Source organism: Thermosynechococcus sp. TG215 (genome assembly GCF_031583455.1).
In the GTDB taxonomy this organism is placed as follows: domain Bacteria; phylum Cyanobacteriota; class Cyanobacteriia; order Thermosynechococcales; family Thermosynechococcaceae; genus Thermosynechococcus.
The window spans coordinates 1,538,785-1,554,175 of record NZ_CP134178.1; the positions used below are offsets into that span (position 1 = coordinate 1,538,785).

Sequence of the window (15,391 nt, forward strand, 5' to 3'; positions counted from 1 at the left end):
GCTTTTTCTAATCTGCAACAAGGGTTTCTGGTGTTGGTAGCACCATTGAGGACGTGGGGGAGGGTTGACGCCGATTCCATTCAATGTCGGGCATTTCCTCAAAAGCTCGCCGCAGGGAGGCCTCCCAGAACTGCCGCACCTTCGACAAAAAAGGATCACCCAAGACAAATTCGGCGCGGTGACAGATCTGAAAGCTATCGGTGCGGTACATGATCAGGTCAAGGGGAGGGCCGACGGAGATATTGGATTTCATCGTTGAATCAAGGGAGAGCAGTGCATACTTTGCCGCCGCATCTACCGGCGTATCGAAGCGCAACGTGCGGTCTAAAATCGGCTTGCCATATTTTGTTTCACCAATTTGAAGAAAGGGAGTTTCGGGGGTCGCTTGCAGAAAGTTGCCCTGACTGTAGATCAGGTAGAGGTAGGGTTCCTCGCCACGAATTTGCCCCCCCACCAGAAAGGTGCATTGGTAGTCAATGTTATCTTTGGCCAACCAAGGGCGATGACTATCGGTGACCTCCCGCAGCTTACCACCGACATAGCGGGCTACCTCGTACATATTGGGCAGCGAGTTGAGACTGTGCTCCAACTGACCCTTGAGATCACGACGAATGAGCGTGAGCACTTCCTGAGTAATTGAAAGGTTACCAGCGGTACAAATGACAATCACCCGCTCCCCCGGCACCGAAAAATCAAAGAGTTTCTGATAGGTGGAAATGTAATCCACCCCCGCATTGGTGCGAGAGTCTGCCGCCATCACCAGACCCGACGTGGTGAGAATTCCCAAGCAATATGTCATTTTGCCTATGCTCCGCCAATAACCAAGCACTATAGAGTGTATAAGGGATTTGCAGCGATCGCTACGGACGCTGGGCATTGGAAATTGACCTGATCATCCGATAGGGTAGGGTTCGGTGTCACAGCGAAGTTTGCAGCGATGTCAGCCATTCTAGAAACCCTTGCCCTGATTCTCATGCTGGGATTCTTTGGGGGTCAGTTGGCACGGCGACTAGGGGCACCGGCCTTGATCGGCATGATTCTCGTGGGGATTGTCCTCGGGCCTGCGGCCTTGAATCTGTTGCAAACCGATGTCCTAACGGCAGCCCCCACCTTCCGTGCTGTTGCGGTGATGGTGATTTTGATGAAGGCGGGGCTGGGCTTGGATCGTCAGAAGTTGGTACAACAGGGCACGGTGGCGCTACGCCTCGGGGTATTACCCGCACTGTGTGAAATGGTCGTTGTGGCTGGGGTGGCGATGCGGCTACTGGGATTTGATTTGCGCCAAGGGCTATTGTTGGGGGCGATCGTGGCACCGGAGTCCCCGGCTGTCATTGTGCCGGGCATGCTACGGCTAAAAAGTTTGGGCTGGGGCGTGGACAAGGGGATTAGTGATGCGATTCTCTCGGGCAGTGCTATTTCCGATGTAGTCATACTGCTGCTGTTTAGTCTGCTGATGGGGTCTGAGCATGAGGGAGGATTCCTAGGGGCTTTGCCGCCCGCCTTGGGGGTGAGTGTGCAGGCACTCCTTGAAATTGGTGGTGGCTTGATCGTGGGCTATGGCTTGGCCTGGGCGCTGGTCTTTTTGTTGGTCAAGCAAAACTGGAGTCAAAATCGGGTGCAAACAACCCTCGTGGCAGCAGCAGTGGCCTTGGGAGCGGTGGGCTTGGCCGATCGCCTGCCGTTGTTTTCCGGCTACCTTGCGGTGATGAGTGCCGGCTTCTTCTTGATTGAGATGGATGCCCCCCTAGCGCGGCAATTGCGGGGCGGCTTTGATGTGCTGTGGCAGGTGGCAGAGATTTTTCTCTTCGTGCTGTTGGGTGCCAGTGTCCAGTTGGGGGTGTTGCAAAGTTCCCTCGGTGTGGGTTTGGTGATTTTGGCGGTGGGTACCTTGATTGGGCGGGGCATCGGTTGGTATCTTTCCACCCTTGGCAGTCATTGGACACTCTCCGAACGCCTCTTTTTGCTGCCGGGGAATTCCGCAAAGGCAACGGTGCAAGCGGCGATCGGTGCTTTACCCTTATCCGCTGGGGTGGCGGGGGGTGAAACGATGCTGGCGATCGCGGTTCTCTCGATCCTGATTACGGCTCCCTTGGGGGCATGGGCAATTCCCACGTTTGCACCAAAGCTCCTGCAAAAGGGCGAGGTGGATGCCACCAAAGTTCTGCTGCAACCACGGGTTGTGCTCTTAGCACCGGTGGATGTTTCGAGTGTCACCCCCTACGTTCTCCAAAAGACGGCGGAATTAGCGCGGCGTGCTGATGCGGAAGTGATTGTGCTCCATGTGCAGGATGTTCCTGATCCCAAGGCAGTGGCCACACTCCAAGCCCAAGTCAAGCAGTACCTCGCAGACATTCGCTATCGTTTCATTGTGACCGCTGGCCCAATTCCCCAAGCCATTTTGGATACGGCAACCCTCTACAACGTGACCGAAATTATCCTTGGCAAACATGGTCAAGGGGGTCTGAAGCGCGTGCTCATGGGATCTGTGTGCCAGAGTATTCTTGAGACCTCAACCCGACCCGTGCTGATTGTGGAGGAACCCCGCTCGTGATCCCTATGCATCCCCGATTGCGACCGGCCTTAGCTGTCAGTTTGGGTGCGATTCCGGGGGCCTTAAGCCGCTTTTTACTAGAGGCCTATTTGGAACCCTATCTTACGGGTAATGTGCCCTTTGCTACGCTCGTCGTCAATGTCACGGGTTGCTTTCTGCTGGGGGTGATTGCTCCCCTTGCCTTTGCCCGCACCTTTGTCCTGCATCCCGATTTGCGCTTGCTATTGACAACGGGGTTTATTGGTTCCTACACAACCTTTTCATCCTACGAGTTGGATAACGACAAGCTCTTGGGAATCACAGATGCGGCAGTCGAGGGTTTTTACTGGCTCGGCAGTACAGGGCTGGGATTATTAGCACTGGAGTTGGGCAGCCGCCTAACGCTGCGGAGTCTAGCCCATTGGGAGAAGTGGGATGATCGCACCTGAGAGTGTATTGGCCATTGCCATTGGAGCGGTGCCCGGTGCCTTGGCCAGATATTATGTGGGTCTGTGGAGCGATCGCCGCTTTGGCACCCTTGTCTTCGGTACCCTGAGCATGAATCTCATGGGTGCCTTTCTTATGGGCTTTTTGAGCCCTGTTTTAGCCCGTTGGGGGGCACCGCTGTGGCTCAGCCATGGCATCACTGTCGGTTTTTTGGGGTCTTTGACCACCTTTTCTACGTTTACCCTCGAGGTATCGAACCTGCGCCGTGAAGGCTACCCCCGCATTGCGTGGCTGTACTGGCTGAGTACGCCTATCCTCGGGTTTCTCTGTGTGGAAGCCGGCATTGGCCTCTCCCATTGGATGTAGATCAACGGCTAGCCGCCAATACTGGCCAGTAGCTTCGCTTCCTCCTCCTTGGAAATGAGGCGGCCTTGGTTTTCGTAGTCGGGAATTTGGTCAAAGTAGAGGTAGCGATAGAGATCCGCTGCAAAGGGATCAATTTTCCGCGTCACAATCTCTAGGTACTCCTCGCGGGTGGGAATGCGCCCCAGTAGGGCACAAACTGCTGCTAGCTCTGCGGATCCCAGATAGACCCGTGCCCCTTTGCCCATGCGGTTATTAAAGTTCCGTGTGGAGGTGGAGAAAACCGTGGTGTGATCAGCAACGCGGGCTTGGTTGCCCATGCACAGGGAGCAGCCCGGCATCTCCATGCGTGCCCCAGCAGCAGCAAAAATACCGTAGTAGCCCTCTTCGCGCAACTGCTGCTCATCCATACGGGTGGGGGGTGCAATCCAGAGGCGCACCTTCACCGCCCCCTCTCCTTCCAGTACCTTGGCAGCGGCACGGTAGTGGCCAATATTGGTCATGCAGGAGCCAATAAAGACCTCCTGCACTGGATCGCCGGCACATTCGGAGAGGGTTTTGATATTGTCGGGGTCATTGGGGGCAGCCACAAGGGGTTCCTTGATTTGATCTAGATCCACCTCAATCACATCGGCATACTCGGCATCCGCATCCGCCGAGAGGAGACTGGGATTGGCCAGCCATGCCTCCATCTTTTTCACCCGCCGTAGAATCGTACGCGCATCGCCGTAGCCACGGGCCACCATATTTTTCAGGAGGGCTACATTGGAGCGCAGGTATGTCGCCACAGTGTCTTCACTGAGTTTAATCGTGCACCCTGCGGCCGATCGCTCCGCTGTGGCATCGGTGAGTTCAAAGGCCTGCTCCAGTTGCAAGTGCGGCAGCCCCTCCATTTCCATGATCCGTCCGGAGAAAACATTCTTTTTATTCTCCTTGGCAACGGTGAGCTTACCCTGCTGAATGGCCACATAGGGAATGGCATTGACAATGTCCCGCAGCGTCACCCCCGGTTGCAACGCACCTTTGAAGCGCACGAGCACCGACTCCGGCATATCCAAAGGCATCACCCCCAAGGCCGCTGCAAAGGCGACCAAGCCAGAACCTGCTGGGAACGAAATGCCCAAGGGAAAACGGGTATGGGAATCGCCCCCCGTGCCCACGGTATCCGGCAGCAGCATGCGGTTGAGCCAAGAGTGAATAATGCCATCTCCCGGTCGTAGCGAGACGCCCCCTCGCGAGGTCATAAAGTCCGGCAGTTCTTTGTGGGTTTTGATGTCAACGGGCTTGGGATAAGCCGCCGTATGGCAGAAACTTTGCAAGACCAAATCCGCACCAAAGCCAAGGCAGGCCAGCTCCTTGAGTTCATCGCGGGTCATTGGGCCTGTCGTATCCTGGGAGCCAACCGTTGTCATGACCGGTTCACAGTAGGTGCCGGGGCGGACGCCGGGGAGACCACAGGCTTTACCGACAATCTTTTGCGCCAAGGTATAGCCCTTACTGCTCTCAACGGGGGGCTTGGGACGAGTAAAGAGGGGACTGGGTTCTCGGCCAAGGGCAGCCCGTGCTTTGTCGGTGAGGGTACGCCCAATGAGAAGGGGAATGCGCCCCCCCGCTCGCACTTCATCCAAGAGGGTCTCGGGTTTGAGGGTAAAGGTACTGATGACCTCCCCCGCTGCATTGGTGATTTCGCCGCGGTAGGGGTAGATCGTGATCACATCCCCCATATTCATGCGGGTAACATCGCACTCAATGGGCAGGGCGCCGGAGTCCTCCATGGTGTTGAAGAAAATGGGCGCAATTTTGCCACCAAGACAGACGCCCCCTGTGCGCTTATTGGGAACGTAGGGAATGTCGCGACCAATGTGCCAAATCACAGAGTTGGTGGCGGACTTGCGGGAGGAACCGGTGCCAACCACATCCCCCACATAGGCAAGGGGGTAGCCCTTTTGCTTCAGTTCGGCAATGATTTGCAGTGCCCCCGGCAAGCGGCTTTCCAGCATCACCGTAGCGTGCAGCGGAATATCGGGGCGGGTGGTGGCATGGGGGGCAGGGGAAAGATCATCGGTATTGGTTTCACCGGCGACCTTAAAAACGGTGACAGTAATGGCCTCCGGCAGCGGATCACGGCAGGTAAACCAATCCCCATTGGCCCAAGATTCCATCACCTGACGGGCGTAGGGGTTGCCTTGGTGCATCAGGTCTTGGACATCGTGAAAGGCGTCATAGACCAAGAGGGTATGGCTGAGGGCAGTGGCCGCCGCACGGGCAAGTTCTGGGTTTTCATGGCGCAGCAGCTCAATGAGGGATTGAACGTTGTAGCCCCCCAGCATTGTCCCTAGGAGTTCCACCGCTGCAACGGGAGTGATGAGGGGACTGGTGAGTTCTCCTTTGGCGATCGCCGTCAAAAAGCCGGCTTTAATGTAGGCCGCTTCATCGACACCGGGGGGCACGCGATCGCGAATCAGGTGCAGTAGGTAGTCTTCCTCTCCCGCTGGGGGGTGTTGCAGTAGATCACAAACCGCCGAGGTTTCTGCCGCCGTCAGGGGCAAGGGGGGAATGCCCAAGGCAGCACGTTCTTGGGTTTGCTGACGGTATTGGCTGAGTACGGTTGTGTCCACGCTCTGCTGACCTCAATTCGGATACAAGGGAGAACAAAATCATTTAAGTGCGGATCTAGATTTTAGAGTACAGATTCCCCTTTGGGGGTTTGGTTGCCTTTGCTACCCTTGCCCCTATCGCCAGTCCCGCTGTAACTCTTCAGCAACGCGACGGTAATCCGCTTGAGCTTCCTTCGCCTGTTTGCCCTTCCATTGGGTAATGGGTACGCCGTCGAGAGCCGCCCGTTCGTGGGCTTTGTAGGCGCGGATAAAGGAGTGACAGGCTGCTACCCCCAACTGCAAGAGCGTATTTTGGGCTTCGAGGGCTTCATTGACACAGCGGGGATCAACGCGGGTGAGCAGGACGCGGTGGGGAACGTTAGACGGTTGCACCACTTGCTTCACTGTTTCAATGAGGGCGGCAAGGTCAATGGGGGCGGGGGGGGTGGGCAGCACCAGATAGTCGGCGATCGGTACCACCGCTGCTAGGGCACTGGAGGCTAAGGCCGGCGGCGTATCGACAACAATCAGGTCATAGCCAGAAAGCTGGCGTACCCTGCTGAGGAGTTTGGGGTTAAGCTCCTGGGCGAGATCGAAGCCCATGGATTGGCCACTGCGCTGAAACCACCACGTGGCTGAGGCTTGGGGATCCGTATCCACCAACAACACCCTGTACTGCTCGGCATAGGTGGCTGCTAGGTTGATTGCCGTTGTGGTTTTACCAACGCCTCCCTTGCCATTGAGGACCGCCAGCAGACGGGGTTCAGCCAAGGCCCTATCCTCCTAAAACTGCCGCAGAAAGCGCAAATCACTGGTGTAAAAGCGGCGAATATCATCAATTTGATGCAGCACCATGGCAAACCGCTCCACACCGAATCCGGCGGCAAAGCCCGTGTAGACCTCTGGATCGTAGCCGACATTTTTGAGCACAGCAGGATCCACCATGCCACAGCCCATCACCTCTAACCAGCGTCCCTGCCACTGCACATCCACCTCCGCCGAGGGTTCGGTAAAGGGGAAATAGCTGGCTCGGAAACGAATGGGAACATCACCAAAGAGTGCCGCCAGAAACGTCGTGACGGTACCCTTGAGGTCGGTAAAGGTCAGCCCCTCATCCACTGCCAAAATCTCAATCTGATGGAACACAGCCGCGTGGGTGGCATCCTCCGTATCCCGCCGATAACAACGGCCGGGAGCAACAATGCGAATGGGCGGATCATTGAGTTCCATGTAGCGAATCTGCACCGAGGAGGTGTGGGTGCGCAGCAGATTGCCATCGGGCAGGTAGAAGGTGTCCTGCATGTCGCGAGCCGGGTGATCTGCAGGTGTATTCAGCGCCTCAAAGTTGTAGTAGTCAGTTTCCATTTCGGGGCCATTGGCAACGGTATAGCCGAGACCCACAAAAATATCGAGGATGCGGTCAATGGTGCTATTGAGGGGATGAATGTGCCCTTGGGGACGATAGACGCCCGGCAGGGTGACATCAAGGCTTTCAGCCGCCAGTTGCGCAGCAATTTTTTCGGCTTGCAGGGTTTCGCGGCGGGCTTCTAGTTCTTGGAGCAGTTTTTCCTTGAGGGTGTTGGCGAGGGCACCAATGGTGGGGCGATCGCTAGGGGGCAGTTTGCCCATAAGGGCGAGAATTTGTGAGAGTTCGCCTTTTTTGCCCAAGTAGGCAACGCGCAGTTGCTCTAGGGTATCGAGGGTGCGGGCTGCAGCGATCGCCTGTAGGGCTTTGGCTTCTAAATCTTTGAGTTGTTGGCTGAGCCGATCACGATCAAGGGTGGGGGTCGTCATGGCAAAATGCAGTTGCGGGGTGCACAAATGGCAACAATTTCGGTCAAGATAAAGCATTCCCACCTGTTGGGAATAAGCCTTGATTATAACGCTATGCCCGCAGTTGCGATCGCGATGGTTCTCGAATGCCGATTCCCAACCTCACCAGCCAGCCTAAACAGACGGTCAGTCAGTGGCTAGCCAGCGCACCCCAAGCCTTTCTCCGTTCACCGCGGTTTTCTGCGAACCGCGAGCAACAGATGGCGATCGCTGCCTGTGGGCTGTGGTTTTGGGCACAACTCCTTTACCTGCACGATTTGTCTGCAACCCCTTGGCCGTGGCTCGAAAGTGTGGTGGAGGCCGCCGCCGTCGTCATCATTGGTGGTTTTCCAGTGCTATGGTGGGCAAGTGGCCAGCGGGATTTTAATAAGATGACCCAACGCTGGCCGGGGCGGTTACTCCTCAGTTTGGCACTGTACATTGCCATTGGCTTGATTCTCCCCCAAGCAGGCCGCTTTCCTTGGCAGCGGGTTCTCACCAATTTAATCTTTGCTGATCAGCCGTGGCTGAACTTGCTGATCTTTCTCGGAGGCGTCTGGGCCATGGTGCGCGTCCCTGTCCTCTTGCGGCAGCAAACCACACCGACACCAGTGTTGTGGGCTTGGATCAGTGGAGCAGCACTTTATTTGTTGCTCAGCCACAGTGGGTTGATTTCGCCAGCCTTCCCCAAAGCGTACACAGAAGGATTCATCATTACCCCTATCTATTTGCTCCTATGTGCTTGGGGCGATTGGCAGCGGCGACACCCGCCACGGGCGACCCCCACGGGATTGGGACTGCACGACATTCCCCTAATTGCGGTCTCGCTTTTTAGCCTCTACTGGTTCTCGACCCCCTACTTTCGCTTTGGCCCTTTTGTGGCACTGCAACTGTTTATTTTGGTGATCATTTTTGGCAGGGGGCTGGGGCGATCGCACTTTGGCTATAGTTTTGAACCCCGCTGGTGCGATGCTCGTTTATTGGCGGCAATGTTCTTGGCGGCTTTGGTAACCATGGTGCCCTTGGGGAGTCTATTGGGCTTTTTGCCCTTGGCGAAATTTAACTTGACGCCTTCGCCTTTGGCGGTGTTTGTCTATGTCAGCCTCTTTGCAATGCGGGTGGGCATTTTTGAGGAGGTGCTCTTTCGCAGTGGTTTGATGATTTTCGTGCGGGATCTGTGGCAGCACTATGGGGGCGATCGCCAGCGGCCGGTGGTCATTGCTTGGGGTGCCATTCTCATTTGTTCGCTGCTTTTTGGTATTCTCCATGTAGGCAATGAGCCGAATGCCGATATTCAACTGCCCCTCATGGCCTACCGAGCGGTGTATATCATCATGGCAACCTTGGCCTCCCTCTTTTACTGCCTCACCTTTGCCTGTACCCAGCGCCTCTGGGCGGGCGTTCTCCTGCATGGTCTGGTGGATGCGATCGCCGTCGTCTTTTTTGGCGCTGCCCTTGTTGCCCCTTTCTAGCGCACCACAATCACAGGCACACCCGGCTTGACTTTCTCAAAAAGCTCCTCAATGTCGCGGTTGTACATCCGCACGCAACCGTGGGAAACCGCATGACCAATGGAATCCGGATGGGGGGTACCGTGCAACCCAACCCAATTGGTGCCATCACTCCAAAAGCCAATCCAACGCCGCCCCAAGGGGTTGCGGGGATGTCCACCAGCAATCACTGCCCCGGTAAAGGGATTTTTCCAAGCGGGATCGCGAATCATCTCCCGCACTTGAAATTGACCTGTGGGGGTTTCCCACCCCGGACGACCTACGGCCACGGGATACCGGCGCAGGGGAGTTTGTCCTTGATAGAGGGTCAATTGGCGCCGTGATAGGCTGATTTCTAGACGTAGGGGAGCGGTGACCGCCGGTGGAGGAGCAGTAGCAAGGGCAAAGGGGAGACGACCCCAAAGACTCAAACTCACCCATCCAATAACCGCGATCGCTCGCTGGCCAGCTTTTAGGAAGCCTTGTGCTTTCATTCCGCAATTCACTCCTACCACTGTGAGATTGGCATTGGGGAATAATAGATAGTTACGTTGCTACTGAAAAATTTTTCAAAATTCTAGATGAATGACCAAGTTCTCCGCTATTTACCGCTTGCAACGGGGGTTTTGGGGGGCACACTTCTCCTCATCAATCGCCTCTTGACCCCCCTGCTGACCCCTTCCCAAGCCCGTGCCGATGTCGTGGGGGTGATCCTTGCGGCGGTCTTGATTTTGACGACGCTGATTTGGCAGCGGGTGCAGCCCCGTCCTGCGGAAGCGGTGATCCTTGAAGGGGAAGAGGGATTTGAACTTGCCGATGATCTGGATGCTGCCCTGAAAACAGAGCTGGCGTGGCTGTCCTATACCTTGCTGAAGAATACGCCGACAAAGTCCATTGTCATTTGGCGCGCCGATCGCCCCCTCCTGCGGCGCGGTATTCTGGGGCCCAAACCAATGACGGCCACGGGTGCCATTGTGCAGCGCGCCCTGCAAACCCAACGCCCCATCTATTTAGTGAATTTAGCCCTTTACCCCGGACGCATTGAATTTGACTATTTGCCCCCCAATACCCAAGGGGTGATCTGCCAACCGGTGGATGCGCAAACGGTGATGATTCTCGGCACTAATGCCCCCCGCCGCTATACCAAACAGGATGAACAGTGGGTAGCTGCCCTTGCCGCCAAGCTCGCCCAGGTGCTGGCAGAACAGTACAATAAAGCCTAGACACGCTTTGAAGCGACTTTTTTTTGACACTGAAGACCGTTTATTAGGATTTCGATATTTACTATGACTGTTGCCACTTCTGCTACCCCTGCTGTGCCCAGCGACTCGCGTCAACGGGCAGCGACTTTTTTGAAAGACCTCCAGGATCAGATTTGTCAGGCTCTAGAGGCAGCCGATGGCGGTGCCCAGTTTCAAGAGGACAGTTGGCAACGTCCCGAAGGGGGCGGTGGTCGCTCGCGGGTGATGAAAAATGGTCAGCTCTTAGAGCAGGGGGGCGTTAATTTCTCAGAGGTGTGGGGGGAGCAATTGCCGCCCTCAATCTTGGCGCAGCGGCCAGAGGCAGCGGGGCATGGCTTCTATGCCACGGGTACCTCCATGGTGCTCCATCCCCGCAATCCCTATGTGCCAACGGTGCATTTGAACTACCGCTACTTTGAAGCAGGTCCTGTGTGGTGGTTTGGCGGTGGCGCAGATTTGACCCCCTACTACCCCTTTGCTGAGGATGCGAAACACTTCCATCAGGTGCATAAGGCTGCCTGCGATCGCCACCACAGCGAGTACTACTCTGTGTTCAAACGCTGGTGTGATGAATACTTCTACCTCAAGCATCGTGGCGAGACCCGTGGCGTGGGCGGCATTTTCTTTGACTACCAAGATGGCAGCGATCGCGAGCTTTACCGCGGCCCTGATCCCCATGGCGAAGCTGCTCGCTACAGTCAAAAGGTCGGTTCCATCGGCAATCGTTCGTGGGAAGACCTGTTTGCCTTTATTCAAAGCTGTGGCCAAGCCTTTCTAGAAGCCTACCTACCGATTGTGGAACGGCGGCGTCACCTCGAGTATGGCGATCGCGAGCGGCAATTTCAGCTCTATCGGCGCGGCCGCTATGTGGAATTCAACCTAGTCTATGACCGCGGCACCATCTTCGGCCTACAAACCAATGGCCGCACCGAGTCTATTTTGATGTCTCTGCCCCCCCTTGTCCGCTGGGAATACGGCTATACCCCGGAACCCAACAGCCGCGAAGCGGAACTGTACACCACCTTTCTCAAGCCCCAAGACTGGGTGAATTGGCCAAGCTAAATGAGGATCAGTGCCCCTGTGTTGCGCCGTGTGCTTGCCCTCCTAGGTGATCTGCGCCTAGCGATTCTCCTGCTGCTGGTGATTGCGATCGCCAGTATCGCCGGCACTGTGATTGAGCAGGGGCAATCCCTCAGCTTCTACCAAGAAAACTATCCCGCAGACCCTGCCCTGTTTGGTTTTCTCAGTTGGCGGGTGCTGCTGGCCCTAGGGCTAGATCATGTCTATCGCACCCCTTGGTATCTCACTCTGTTGGTGCTCTTTGGGGCGAGTTTAACGGCCTGTACCTTCACTCGGCAGGTGCCTGCCCTCACCACCGCCCAACGCTGGCAGTACTACTCCCAACCGCGTCAATTCACCAAACTGGCCCTGAGCACCACGATTTCCCAAGGCTCCCTCAAGGAACTGGCCGCTGCCTTGAGCGCAAAGGGCTACCGCGTCTGGCAAACCGATAATCAACTCTATGCCCGCAAAGGCATTGTTGGTCGCATAGGCCCGATTGTGGTTCATGTCAGTATGATTCTGATTTTGCTGGGGGGGATTTTGGGGGCGCTGACGGGCTTTATGGCGCAGGAACTGATTCCCAGTGGTGAAACCTTTCATCTTCAGCACATTGTGCAGGCGGGGCCACTGGCGCGCATCCCCCAACACTGGTCGGTCAAGGTGAATCGCTTTTGGATTGATTACACTGATGCGGGTGACATTGACCAATTCTACTCGGATCTCTCGGTACTGGATGCCGACGGTCAGGAGGTGAAGCGGGGCACAATCCATGTCAACCAGCCCTTGAAGTATGGCGGGGTCACCCTCTATCAGGCGGACTGGAGTATTGCCGCCATTCGCTTTCGCCTAAACAACAGTCCCGTGCTGCAACTGCCAATGGCCCAGCTGGACACAGAAGGCAAAGGTCGTCTTTGGGGCACATGGCTGCCCACGAAACCGGATCTCTCGGAGGGGATTTCCCTGATTGCGCGGGATCTCCAAGGCACGGTGCTCATCTACAGCCCCAAGGGCGAGTTTCTCACCAGCTTGCGCACCGGCATGAGTACAGAGATTAACGGTGTGACGCTGACGTTGATTGAACTTGTGGGCAGTACAGGGCTACAAATTAAAGCCGATCCGGGGATTCCCCTGTTTTATGCGGGCTTTGCCCTGTTGATGGCGGGGGTGATCATGAGCTATGTGTCCCACTCCCAGGTGTGGGGGCTGCAGGAAACCGATCTCCTCTATGTGGGTGGCCGCACCAATCGCGCCCAGTTGGCCTTTGAGCAGGAATTGGTGGCGATCGCCAATGCCTTAAACCGCCAAGACCAGCCCCTAGCCGTTGAACAAAATTAGCCGGACTCCCCCTTGACTCTCTCGTTCACTGGAGACTTCACGATGAATCGCAGGAGTGTCAGGGGAAGATCACCATGGTTCTTAAGCTGCGCGTGCCCGACATGGCCTGTGGCGCCTGTCGTGATGCCATTATCCAAGCGATTCAAGCGGTTGACACCCGTGCGACTGTTACCGCCCATCTCGCAACCAAAGAGCTAGCCATTGAGACCCAAGCCGCAGCGGCAGACATCCGCAGTGCCATTCGCCAAGCCGGTTATACGCCCCAATGATCACCCAGCTCAGCTTCAAGGTGCAGGGGATGCAGTGCGCCGCTTGCGCCAATGTCATTGAAACTGCCCTGCGATCGCTACCGGGCGTCAGGGACTGTGAAATTTATTTTGCCGCCGCTCAGGCCACGGTCACCTACGATCCCCAGCAAGTGACCTGGTCAGATCTACAGGGGGCGATCGCCAAAGCGGGCTATCACGCAGAACGACTGCCTGAAGAAGGCTTGGTAACTGACACCGCCACCGCAGAATTGACCTATCGGGCTGAGCTGCACCGTCTCAAACGCCGACTCCTCTTTGCGGGTGGCGCCACCCTACTACTGCTAGTGGGGAATCTACCCATGATGACGGGCTGGCATCTCCCTTGGATCCCCCCATGGCTGCACCATCCTTGGCTGCAACTGTTGCTGACAGCGCCAATTCAGTTTTGGAGTGGCGAATCCTTTTATGAGGGCGCTTGGCGGGCACTGCGCTATCGCACAGCAACGATGGACACCCTAGTGGCTCTGGGCACCAGTGTCGCCTTTTTCTACTCGCTCTTTGGGACGCTCTTTCCCCAAGCCTTCCATGGCCACATGCCAGAGGTCTATTACGAAGTCTCAGCCGTCGTCATTACCCTGATTCTCTTAGGACGCTTTCTCGAAAGTCGCGCCAAACGGGAAACTGCTGCCGCTATTGGCAAACTCCTCGCCCTGCAACCGAAAACGGCACGGGTGATTCGTAACGGGGAAGCCGTGGAGGTGCCCCTGATTGAAGTGCAAGTGGGGGATCGATTGCTGGTGCGTCCCGGCGAGAAAATTCCCGTGGATGGTGAGATTGTGGCTGGGGCTTCGACGGTGGATGAATCCATGGTGACCGGGGAGAGCCTAGCGGTGGAAAAACGCGAGGGGGATGAGGTCATTGGTGCCACTCTCAATCAAACGGGCAGCCTACAAATGCGTGCTACACGGGTGGGACAGCAAACCTTTTTGGCACAAATGATTCGACTAGTGCAGCAGGCCCAGGCCTCAAAAGCCCCCATTCAAAAACTGGCGGATCGCATCACGGCTTGGTTTGTACCGACGGTGCTGGCGATCGCTCTCCTGACGGGGCTGCTGTGGCTGACCATTGGCCGCAATCCCACCCTAGCCCTGTTGACCACCATTGGCGTTTTGATCATTGCCTGTCCCTGTGCCCTTGGCTTGGCCACCCCCACCTCAATCATGGTGGCCACCGGCAAAGCAGCGGAGTATGGCATTTTGATTAAAGATGCCCGCAGTCTCCAGCTGGCCGATCGGGTGCAAACTGTGGTTCTCGACAAAACAGGCACCCTCACCCAAGGCCATCCCAGCGTCACCGATTTTTATCCTCAGGCGGATGCCACAACCCTTTTGCGGCTGGCCGCCAGTGTGGAATGGCACTCGGAACATCCCTTGGCTGCCGCTGTGGTCGAGTATGCCCAAGGGCAGGGGGTATCGCCGCAAGCGGTTCGCGACTTTGTGGCCACGATTGGTCAAGGGGTACAGGGCATGGTTGAGGATCAATGGGTGCTCATTGGTACGCCAGCCTTTCTAGCAGGCCACAAGATTGACATCACCCCTTGGCAGCCTCAAGCTCAAACCCTTGCACAGCAGGGGAAAACGGTCATCTGGATAGCGGTGGATGCCCAAGTCAGGGGGCTGATCGCCCTTGCCGACACGCTGAAACCCGAAGCCCCAGCGGTAGTGGCTGCCCTGAAGCGCATGGGATTAGAGGTGATTCTGCTGACGGGCGATCAGGCCGTAACAGCTGCGGCCATTGCCCAGCAAGTGGGAATTGAGCATTACGTTGCCAGTGTCCGCCCCGATCAAAAGGCAGCGATCATTGCTGAACTGCAACGGCAAGGGAAGTGCGTGGCCATGGTGGGGGATGGCATTAATGATGCCCCGGCCCTCGCTCAAGCCGATGTGGGCATTGCTCTGGGCACGGGTACCGATGTAGCGATCGCCAGCAGTGACATCACCCTCATTGCCGGTCATCTTCAGGGCATTGTCACCGCCCTACAACTCAGCCGCGCCACCATCCAAAATATTCGCCAGAATCTCTTTTTCGCCTTCATCTATAATGTGGCTGGCATTCCCATTGCCGCTGGTATCCTTTACCCCCTGAGCGGCTGGCTCCTCAATCCCATGGTGGCCGGTGCAGCAATGGCCTTTAGTTCCTTCTCCGTGGTGATGAATGCCCTGCGCCTGCGCTCTTTTCGACGATCGTCGGCATTCTAACCCCCTAA

At 56.4% G+C, this 15,391-nt stretch carries 14 protein-coding genes; 9 read left to right on the forward strand and 5 right to left on the reverse strand.

What is annotated here, in order from left to right:
• Window positions 1-7: 7 nt before the first annotated feature.
• Window positions 8-799 (reverse strand): proteasome-type protease, encoded by a 792-nt coding sequence (locus RHJ02_RS07490; protein WP_190278070.1) that lies wholly within the window; start codon window positions 797-799, stop codon window positions 8-10.
• 138 nt (window positions 800-937) lie between these two features.
• On the opposite strand from RHJ02_RS07490, the gene RHJ02_RS07495 reads away from it, so the two are divergent.
• The 3 genes from RHJ02_RS07495 to RHJ02_RS07505 are packed head-to-tail and all read left to right on the forward strand — an operon-like array spanning window position 938 to window position 3,343.
• Window positions 938-2,551 carry a cation:proton antiporter gene (locus RHJ02_RS07495; RefSeq protein ID WP_310800087.1) on the forward strand — a complete coding sequence of 538 codons (1,614 nt, stop codon included), beginning with the start codon at window positions 938-940 and terminating at the stop codon, window positions 2,549-2,551.
• Window positions 2,552-2,556: 5 nt separating this feature from the next.
• A complete protein-coding gene (gene crcB / locus RHJ02_RS07500; protein ID WP_206199624.1) occupies window positions 2,557-2,979 on the forward strand; it encodes a fluoride efflux transporter CrcB in 423 nt (140 codons plus the stop codon).
• Window positions 2,966-3,343: a CrcB family protein gene (locus RHJ02_RS07505; RefSeq protein WP_206199625.1), complete on the forward strand. Its 378-nt coding sequence runs from the start codon at window positions 2,966-2,968 to the stop codon at window positions 3,341-3,343. The genes crcB and RHJ02_RS07505 overlap by 14 nt, the downstream gene beginning before the upstream one ends.
• An 8-nt stretch (window positions 3,344-3,351) precedes the next feature.
• On the opposite strand, the gene acnB is transcribed toward RHJ02_RS07505, so the two are convergent.
• From acnB to pheS, 3 genes are all read right to left on the reverse strand, one after another.
• A complete protein-coding gene (gene acnB / locus RHJ02_RS07510) occupies window positions 3,352-5,958 on the reverse strand; it encodes a bifunctional aconitate hydratase 2/2-methylisocitrate dehydratase (RefSeq protein WP_206199626.1) in 2,607 nt (868 codons plus the stop codon).
• Window positions 5,959-6,072: 114 nt separating this feature from the next.
• Window positions 6,073-6,708: a ParA family protein gene (locus RHJ02_RS07515; RefSeq protein ID WP_190278069.1), complete on the reverse strand. Its 636-nt coding sequence runs from the start codon at window positions 6,706-6,708 to the stop codon at window positions 6,073-6,075.
• Between the two features lie 12 nt (window positions 6,709-6,720).
• Window positions 6,721-7,731, reverse strand: coding sequence for a phenylalanine--tRNA ligase subunit alpha (gene pheS / locus RHJ02_RS07520; RefSeq protein ID WP_206199627.1), 1,011 nt, complete (start codon window positions 7,729-7,731; stop codon window positions 6,721-6,723).
• A gap of 125 nt (window positions 7,732-7,856) precedes the next feature.
• On the opposite strand from pheS, the gene RHJ02_RS07525 reads away from it, so the two are divergent.
• Entirely contained in the window at window positions 7,857-9,221 is a 1,365-nt protein-coding gene (locus tag RHJ02_RS07525; RefSeq protein ID WP_310742835.1) for a CPBP family intramembrane glutamic endopeptidase, read from the forward strand.
• Here the strand turns inward: RHJ02_RS07525 and RHJ02_RS07530 are convergent.
• Window positions 9,218-9,733, reverse strand: coding sequence for a L,D-transpeptidase (locus tag RHJ02_RS07530; RefSeq protein ID WP_225901523.1), 516 nt, complete (start codon window positions 9,731-9,733; stop codon window positions 9,218-9,220). The two genes, RHJ02_RS07525 and RHJ02_RS07530, sit on opposite strands and share 4 nt — an antisense overlap.
• Window positions 9,734-9,820: 87 nt before the next feature.
• On the opposite strand from RHJ02_RS07530, the gene RHJ02_RS07535 reads away from it, so the two are divergent.
• From RHJ02_RS07535 to RHJ02_RS07555, 5 genes are all read left to right on the forward strand, one after another.
• Window positions 9,821-10,462, forward strand: coding sequence for a cofactor assembly of complex C subunit B (locus RHJ02_RS07535; protein WP_206199629.1), 642 nt, complete (start codon window positions 9,821-9,823; stop codon window positions 10,460-10,462).
• 63 nt (window positions 10,463-10,525) lie between these two features.
• A complete protein-coding gene (gene hemF / locus RHJ02_RS07540) occupies window positions 10,526-11,542 on the forward strand; it encodes an oxygen-dependent coproporphyrinogen oxidase (RefSeq protein ID WP_206199630.1) in 1,017 nt (338 codons plus the stop codon).
• Entirely contained in the window at window positions 11,543-12,877 is a 1,335-nt protein-coding gene (locus tag RHJ02_RS07545; protein WP_206199631.1) for a cytochrome c biogenesis protein, read from the forward strand.
• A gap of 74 nt (window positions 12,878-12,951) precedes the next feature.
• Window positions 12,952-13,146, forward strand: a complete 195-nt coding sequence (locus tag RHJ02_RS07550) for a heavy-metal-associated domain-containing protein (protein WP_206199632.1) — start codon at window positions 12,952-12,954, stop codon at window positions 13,144-13,146.
• Window positions 13,143-15,383: a heavy metal translocating P-type ATPase gene (locus RHJ02_RS07555; RefSeq protein WP_310822087.1), complete on the forward strand. Its 2,241-nt coding sequence runs from the start codon at window positions 13,143-13,145 to the stop codon at window positions 15,381-15,383. The genes RHJ02_RS07550 and RHJ02_RS07555 overlap by 4 nt, the downstream gene beginning before the upstream one ends.
• The last annotated feature ends 8 nt before the right edge of the window (window positions 15,384-15,391 follow it).

Bases quoted from the DNA above. Each gene is read 5' to 3' on its own strand.
- RHJ02_RS07490 (WP_190278070.1), bottom strand. From the start codon at position 799: ATGACATATTGCTTGGGAATTCTCACCACGTCGGGTCTGGTGATGGCG.
- RHJ02_RS07495 (WP_310800087.1), top strand. From the start codon at position 938: ATGTCAGCCATTCTAGAAACCCTTGCCCTGATTCTCATGCTGGGATTC.
- crcB (WP_206199624.1), top strand. From the start codon at position 2,557: ATGCATCCCCGATTGCGACCGGCCTTAGCTGTCAGTTTGGGTGCGATT.
- RHJ02_RS07505 (WP_206199625.1), top strand. From the start codon at position 2,966: ATGATCGCACCTGAGAGTGTATTGGCCATTGCCATTGGAGCGGTGCCC.
- pheS (WP_206199627.1), bottom strand. From the start codon at position 7,731: ATGACGACCCCCACCCTTGATCGTGATCGGCTCAGCCAACAACTCAAA.
- RHJ02_RS07525 (WP_310742835.1), top strand. From the start codon at position 7,857: ATGCCGATTCCCAACCTCACCAGCCAGCCTAAACAGACGGTCAGTCAG.
- RHJ02_RS07530 (WP_225901523.1), bottom strand. From the start codon at position 9,733: ATGAAAGCACAAGGCTTCCTAAAAGCTGGCCAGCGAGCGATCGCGGTT.
- RHJ02_RS07535 (WP_206199629.1), top strand. From the start codon at position 9,821: ATGAATGACCAAGTTCTCCGCTATTTACCGCTTGCAACGGGGGTTTTG.
- hemF (WP_206199630.1), top strand. From the start codon at position 10,526: ATGACTGTTGCCACTTCTGCTACCCCTGCTGTGCCCAGCGACTCGCGT.
- RHJ02_RS07545 (WP_206199631.1), top strand. From the start codon at position 11,543: ATGAGGATCAGTGCCCCTGTGTTGCGCCGTGTGCTTGCCCTCCTAGGT.
- RHJ02_RS07550 (WP_206199632.1), top strand. From the start codon at position 12,952: ATGGTTCTTAAGCTGCGCGTGCCCGACATGGCCTGTGGCGCCTGTCGT.
- RHJ02_RS07555 (WP_310822087.1), top strand. From the start codon at position 13,143: ATGATCACCCAGCTCAGCTTCAAGGTGCAGGGGATGCAGTGCGCCGCT.